The organism is Pseudomonas sp. TNT2022 ID642, assembly GCF_028656995.1.
Classification (GTDB): domain Bacteria; phylum Pseudomonadota; class Gammaproteobacteria; order Pseudomonadales; family Pseudomonadaceae; genus Aquipseudomonas.
This window is the reverse complement of record NZ_JAMDGW010000047.1, coordinates 1-6054: the sequence shown is the minus strand read 5'-3', so window position 1 is coordinate 6054 and position 6054 is coordinate 1. Positions and strand designations below refer to the sequence as shown.

Here is a 6054-nt window from a genome sequence, read left to right as displayed (position 1 = left end):
TACATCCTCCTCAAATCATTGTGGGAGCTGGCTTGCCAGCGAAGGGGCCGTATCAGCCAACGTCAATGTGACTGACATGCCACCATCGCTGGCAAGCCAGCTCCAACACGTTCTGTGTACATCCTCAACATCAAGCATCACCACAAATCATTGTGGGAGCTGGCTTGCCAGCGATGAGGCCGTATCAGCCAACGTCAATGTGACTGACCTGCCGCCATCGCTGGCAAGCCAGCTCCCACACGTTCTGTGTACATCCTCAACATCAAGCATCACCTCAAATCATTGTGGGAGCTGGCTTGCCAGCGATGAGGCTGTGTCAGCCAACATCAATGCCAACTGACCTGCCGCCATCGCTGGCAAGCCAGCTCCCACAGTTTTGATTGGTGTTGAGGTCAGAACAGTTCGTTGAAGGGAATAAAGCGCAGCGGGTCGCCGAGGTTGTGCGTGCTGTTCTCGGGGATTTCCACCAGGCCATCGGCCCAGGTCGCGCCGAGCAGAACGCCGGAGCTTTGATTCGGATAGAGCACCGCTCGCCCCGCTTCCAGCTTCACCCGCAGGTATTCACGACGGCCGCCAGCCTTGTGCCAATCGAAGCCCGCGTTGACCGTAAAACTCAGCGGCATGACTTCTTCCACGCCTTGAATGCGCAACAGATACGGCCGCGCCAATAAGCCAAAAGTTACCAGCGCCGAAGTCGGGTTGCCCGGTAAACCTATCACCGGCACCGTGCCGAAATGCCCGACCGTCAGCGGTTTGCCAGGCTTGATCGCCAGTTTCCACAACAGCGGTTTGCCGTTGTCGCGTAGTACCTGTCCGAGGCAATCGGCATCACCGGCAGACACGCCACCCGTAGTCAGAATCAGATCAGCGCTCACTTGCAGTTGCTCAAGTTTGAGCCGCGTCTGCGCCGGGCGATCCGGGAGGATCCCGGCGTCGATCACTTCGCAGCCCAGCTCACGCAACCAATGGCCGAGCAATACGCGGTTGCTGTTGTAGATGCTGCCGGGGCGCAACGGCTGGCCCGGCTCGACCAGTTCATCACCGGTCGATAGCAGCGCCACACGCGGGCGACGCACCACGTGCAGTTGCGCCAGCCCTTGCCCGGCGGCGACTGCCAGTTCGAATGGTCCAAGGCGTTTGCCGGCGCGCAGCAGGATGTCGCCGACGCGATTTTCCTGACCTTGCGCGCGGATGTTCTGCCCCGCCTTCAGCGGCTGCAAGAAGCGCACGCGGCCGTCCTCCAGCACTTCGACGTTCTCCTGCATTTCGACGCAGGTGGCGCCGGGCGGCAGCGGCGCGCCGGTAAAAATCCGTGCGCAGGTGCCGGGCAGCAACGTGTCCGGCGCCAGCCCGGCGTAAACCTTCTGTGAGACCTTCAGCGGCTGTCGGTGCAGATCAGCGAGATTGAGCGCGTAACCATCCATGGCGCTGTTCGGCCATGGCGGCAGGTCGAGTGTCGCCACCAGATCACTGGCCAGCACCCGCCCACGCGCTTCGTCGAGCGCCAGCAGTTCGCTGTCGGCCAGACGTTGCTCATTGGCCATGCCGAGCAACTGGTCGAGTGCGTCCTCGACCGGCATCAACGGTGCCCGGCTCATCCGCGAGTGCCGCAGGCTAGCGCGGCTTTCAGGTGCGGGACGAAATTGCATGGGCGATGACGGTTGTCCAGTTGCTCGGCAAGAATGCCTTCCCACGCCGTGCGGCAAGCGCCGGTGGAACCCGGCAGACAGCACACCAGCGTGCCGTTCGACAGCCCGGCCAGCGCGCGGCTTTGCACGGTGGACGTGCCGATATCCAGAATCGAAATCGCCCGGAACAGCTCACCGAAACCGTCGATCTGTTTATCGAACAAACAAGCCACCGCTTCCGGCGTACTGTCGCGACCGGTAAACCCGGTACCGCCGGTGATCAGCACCACCTGAATGCCTTCGTCAGCAATCCACTGGGCGACCTGCGCGCGGATCTTGTACAGATCGTCCTTGAGCAAGTTGCGCTCGCTCAACGTGTGCCCGGCTTCCAGCAATCGACTGACCAGCAATTGGCCCGACGTATCGCTGGCGTAATCGCGGGTATCGCTGACCGTCAGCACGGCAATATTCAGGGGGACAAACAGGGCATCGGCTTTGGCGCTCATGGCAGTTCTCCGGCAGCAGTCAATCAACATTGCCGAGCAGCCTAAGTGCCACTTATGAATACTGTCTAATCACTCTCGCCAACCACATTATCGACCGGCTCTATCGGTACCTTTCACGTTGTTCAGGGCCAGTAAAATCGGGCCTGATAGAGCTGATCGATAGTGCATTAAACACTTCCGATTGGACGAACAACTGTTCAAGTGAGATCGTCGCACCCTGCGCTTTTCGTGCGCCTCGCGCATCTGCGTCAATACTCAATCAAAAATCCTCATCGAGCAGGTGCCATCGTGGACATCAAACAACTCAAGTTCCTGATCGCGCTGGACGAAACCCGCCACTTCGGCCAGGCCGCCGCACGCTGCCACATCACCCAACCGACGTTGTCGATGCGCCTGCGCAATCTCGAAGACGAACTGGATCTGGTGCTGGTCAACCGTGGCCAGCGCTTTGAAGGTTTCACCCAGGCCGGCGAGCGTGTGCTGGCCTGGGCGCGCACCTTGCTCGCAGCGCATGACGGATTGTTCGCCGAAGCGGCGGCCTGTCGCGGGCAACTGGTGGGTAGTCTGCGTCTGGGTCTGGTGCCGCTGAGCAGCTTCAACCCGGTCAATTACATTCAGGGTCTGTCCGGCACTTACCCGGAACTGAAATTCAGCCTGTCGTCGCTCAGTTCCGACGAGATCATTGCCGGGCTAGGCAACAATCAGCTTGATCTGGGCGTGTGTTACCTGGACCACGTCAACCCGAACTATTTCGAGTTTTTCGAGATCGGCGAAACCCGCGTCGGCTTGCTTTACGACAACCGCCATTTCCATTTCGAAGGCTCGGAAATGAGCTGGGAAGACGCCGCCGAATTGCCGCTGGGGATGATCACCGCCGGCATGCATTATCGTAAATCCATCGATTTGAGTTTCCGCAGCCGTGGCCTCAGTCCACAGCCGATCATGGAAAGCGATTCGACCTATCAGCTGTTGCAGGCGATTCACCAAGGCTTCTGCTGCGCGATCATGCCGCTGGACAGCGGGCTTGAGGAGCCGATCGAGCACCTGTCGTTCATGCAGTTGCCGGATGCCAGTGTGCTGGCGCCGCTGGGGCTGGTGATGCGCAAGACCGAGCCGCGCTCGGCGATTGCCGAGAAGTGTTTTGCCGAGGCGCGGAAGTTGTTTGGGGTTGAGGTTTCTGCCGAATAAGCAAGGGTGGATGTCCCGGCCTCATCGCTGGCAAGCCAGCTCCCACAGTTTCCGATGTGATCACAGTTTCTGTGCACGACACAGAAACCTGTGGGAGCTGGCTTGCCAGCGATGGGGCCCGACCAGCCAACACAAATCCTGCTGATCGACCAAAGCAATCACCACATCAGAACAAGCGATTGGACGCACTTTTAACGCCCCCGTAGCCTGAACACTCTTCAGCGCTTCGGGACTTTCAAGATGCTCTGCCAAGTCGAAACCATCACAGAATCCACCAGCGAACCCAACGCCCCAGCACCTCAACCGGCGCAGGTGGCGTTTCGCGAATACCTGCCCGACGCCGCCGTCTCGCATGCCGCGCTGGCCTCGGAAATTGCTCTCGCCATCACCTACAACGGCTTGAGCCAGGCAGTGATGATGGTCTCGCCCGGCAACCTCGAAGACTTCATCCGTGGCTTCAGCCTGAGCAACGCGATCATCGACAGCGTCGACGAGATCTACGACATCCGCCTCACGCATTTCGATCAGGCCTGTCAGGCCGATGTGCAGATTTCCAGCCGGGCGTTCTGGGCCTTGAAGGATCATCGTCGGCAAATGACCGGCACCAGCGGTTGCGGCATCTGTGGCGTTGAAGCGCTGGAGCAGGCGCTGCCGCAACTGCAGATCCTGCAACCTTCACCGCTGCCACCGGCAGAGCATTTCGACGGCATTCGCCAACGCATCGAAGCCGCTCAACAACTGGCGCGCAGCAGCGGTGCCTTGCATGCCGCGCTGTACTTCGACGCCGACGGTGAAGCGCTGTTGTGCCGCGAAGACATTGGCCGCCACAACGCCCTCGACAAGCTGATCGGGGCGATGCAACTCGATGCCATCGACGCCGCTGAAGGTTTCGTCGTGGTCACCAGCCGTTGCAGCCTCGAACTGATTCACAAAGCCGTGCGCGCACGCCTCGGCACCCTCGTCAGTCTGTCCGCGCCTACCGCATTGACCGTGCGCTGGGCACTCAGGCACCGGCTCAATCTGATCCACATTCCGCACCGCAACGCCCCACGAATCTACAGCCCGATCCAGGAGACTTCCGCATGAGCCACACCCTCACCCACCTCGACGATCAGGGCCGCGCCAACATGGTCGACGTCAGCGACAAAGCTGCGACCCGCCGCGAAGCCACGGCGCAAGCCTGGGTGCAGATGCGCCCGGAAACCTTGCAGATGATTCAGGCCAACGGCCACCCGAAAGGCGATGTCTTCGCCGTAGCGCGGATCGCCGGGATTCAAGCGGCCAAGCGCACTCACGAACTGATCCCGCTGTGCCATGCGCTGCTGCTCAGCTCGATCCACGTCGAACTCAAGGCCTGCGAACCGGATCGCGTGCAGATCACCAGCACTTGTCGCCTCACCGGCCAGACCGGCGTCGAACTCGAAGCGTTGACCGCCGCCAGCGTTGCCGCGCTGACCATTTACGACATGTGCAAAGCGGTGGATCGGGCCATGGTCATCGGCGATATCCGCCTGCTCAGCAAACAGGGTGGCCGTTCCGGTCACTTTCAATGGGAGGACGCGCAATGATCCTGATCAACTACTTCGCCAGCTACCGTGATCGGTTGAATCTGGGTGGTGAAAAGATCCCGCTGACTGTGGCTTTGGGCAGCGTTGAAGATGTGCGGCAAATGCTTATGCAGCGCGGTGAGTTGTGGCGCGAAGTGCTCGGTGCCAGCAACCTGATGTGCGCGGTGAATCAGGAGCTGTGTCAGCCGAGTCAGGTGATTGAAGATTTCGATGAGATCGCTTTTTTCCCGCCAGTGACCGGGGGTTGATCGATGGCTATTCGAGTCCAGCACAAAAGCTTCGACGTCGGCCAGTTGACGGCTGATCTGCACGCGCGCAATCCACGGGTGGGCGCGGTGGTGAATTTCATTGGTTATGTGCGTGATCTGAATATTGGTCAGAGCGTGAATGAACTGTTTCTTGAGCACTATCCGGGCATGACCGAAAAAGCCCTCAAGCAGATCGCCGAAGAAGCCCGTGAGCGCTGGCCGCTGTTGGGGGTGGAGATTGTGCATCGGGTCGGCGCGTTATCGGTGTGCGAGCCGATCGTGTTTGTCGGGGTCAGCAGTAAACATCGGCATATGGCGTTCGAGGCCTGTGCGTTCATCATGGACGTGCTCAAGACCCGCGCGCCGTTCTGGAAGCGTGAGACTACGCCTGAGGGTTCTCACTGGGTCGAGGGCCGTGAGAGCGATCGGGATGCGGCGTTGCGCTGGAGTCTGGCGCACGCCTGAAAAGCAAACGCCCCTCACCCTAGCCCTCCCGAAACGTCGGACCGCCCCGAGGGAGAGGGGACTGATTGGGGGATATTGTAGAAGTACGCCGACGTGAAGGAGTTGTGGTGAATCCATAATCGATGGGATCTTTCCGGTCATGGAGAACGCCAGACACCTCGGTCGGCCCCTTCGGGTGATCATCAAATCCATAATCGACTCGATCTTTCAGGTCGACGAACAACGCCAGACACCTCGTGTCGGCCCCTTCGGGTGACCATCAAATCCATAATCGACTCCATCTTTCAGGTCGACGAACAACGCCAGACACCTCGATCGGCCCCTTCGGGTGATCATCAAATCCATAATCGACTCCATCTTTCAGGTCGACGAACAACGCCAGACACCTCGGTCGGCCCCTTCGGGTGACCATCAAATCCATAATCGACTCCATCTTTCAGGTCGACGAACA

Annotated in this window: 8 protein-coding genes; 6 read left to right on the top strand and 2 right to left on the bottom strand. The window is 59.8% G+C overall.

The annotated features are described in order from the left end of the window. The coding region (locus M5G26_RS29365; RefSeq protein WP_273917182.1) for a hypothetical protein at window positions 1-340 on the top strand (340 nt) is incomplete at its 5' end. A gap of 52 nt (window positions 341-392) precedes the next feature. Here the strand turns inward: M5G26_RS29365 and M5G26_RS29360 are convergent. Continuing rightward, window positions 393-1598: a molybdopterin molybdotransferase MoeA gene (locus tag M5G26_RS29360; protein WP_273917181.1), complete on the bottom strand. Its 1206-nt coding sequence runs from the start codon at window positions 1596-1598 to the stop codon at window positions 393-395. Then, window positions 1595-2134: a molybdenum cofactor biosynthesis protein B gene (gene moaB, locus M5G26_RS29355; RefSeq protein WP_273917180.1), complete on the bottom strand. Its 540-nt coding sequence runs from the start codon at window positions 2132-2134 to the stop codon at window positions 1595-1597. Before moaB ends, M5G26_RS29360 begins: the two co-directional genes overlap by 4 nt. 288 nt (window positions 2135-2422) lie before the next feature. On the opposite strand from moaB, the gene M5G26_RS29350 reads away from it, so the two are divergent. The 5 genes from M5G26_RS29350 (at window position 2423) to moaE (ending at window position 5603) form a co-directional block, all read left to right on the top strand. Then, the gene (locus M5G26_RS29350; RefSeq protein ID WP_007918939.1) at window positions 2423-3322 is read left to right on the top strand and encodes a LysR family transcriptional regulator; all 900 of its coding nucleotides are present in this window, start codon (window positions 2423-2425) and stop codon (window positions 3320-3322) included. A gap of 240 nt (window positions 3323-3562) precedes the next feature. Beyond that, on the top strand, window positions 3563-4408 hold the full coding sequence (gene fdhD, locus M5G26_RS29345) for a formate dehydrogenase accessory sulfurtransferase FdhD (RefSeq protein ID WP_273917179.1): 846 nt from the start codon (window positions 3563-3565) through the stop codon (window positions 4406-4408). Then, window positions 4405-4890 carry a cyclic pyranopterin monophosphate synthase MoaC gene (gene moaC, locus M5G26_RS29340; RefSeq protein ID WP_134176681.1) on the top strand — a complete coding sequence of 162 codons (486 nt, stop codon included), beginning with the start codon at window positions 4405-4407 and terminating at the stop codon, window positions 4888-4890. Before fdhD ends, moaC begins: the two co-directional genes overlap by 4 nt. Beyond that, window positions 4887-5138 (top strand): MoaD/ThiS family protein, encoded by a 252-nt coding sequence (locus M5G26_RS29335; protein WP_273917178.1) that lies wholly within the window; start codon window positions 4887-4889, stop codon window positions 5136-5138. The genes moaC and M5G26_RS29335 overlap by 4 nt, the downstream gene beginning before the upstream one ends. Before the next feature lie 3 nt (window positions 5139-5141). After that, the gene (gene moaE, locus M5G26_RS29330; RefSeq protein WP_134176679.1) at window positions 5142-5603 is read left to right on the top strand and encodes a molybdopterin synthase catalytic subunit MoaE; all 462 of its coding nucleotides are present in this window, start codon (window positions 5142-5144) and stop codon (window positions 5601-5603) included. Window positions 5604-6054 lie beyond the last annotated feature (451 nt).

Bases quoted from the DNA above. Each gene is read 5' to 3' on its own strand.
- M5G26_RS29360 (WP_273917181.1), bottom strand. From the start codon at position 1,598: ATGAGCCGGGCACCGTTGATGCCGGTCGAGGACGCACTCGACCAGTTG.
- moaB (WP_273917180.1), bottom strand. From the start codon at position 2,134: ATGAGCGCCAAAGCCGATGCCCTGTTTGTCCCCCTGAATATTGCCGTG.
- fdhD (WP_273917179.1), top strand. From the start codon at position 3,563: ATGCTCTGCCAAGTCGAAACCATCACAGAATCCACCAGCGAACCCAAC.
- moaC (WP_134176681.1), top strand. From the start codon at position 4,405: ATGAGCCACACCCTCACCCACCTCGACGATCAGGGCCGCGCCAACATG.
- M5G26_RS29335 (WP_273917178.1), top strand. From the start codon at position 4,887: ATGATCCTGATCAACTACTTCGCCAGCTACCGTGATCGGTTGAATCTG.
- moaE (WP_134176679.1), top strand. From the start codon at position 5,142: ATGGCTATTCGAGTCCAGCACAAAAGCTTCGACGTCGGCCAGTTGACG.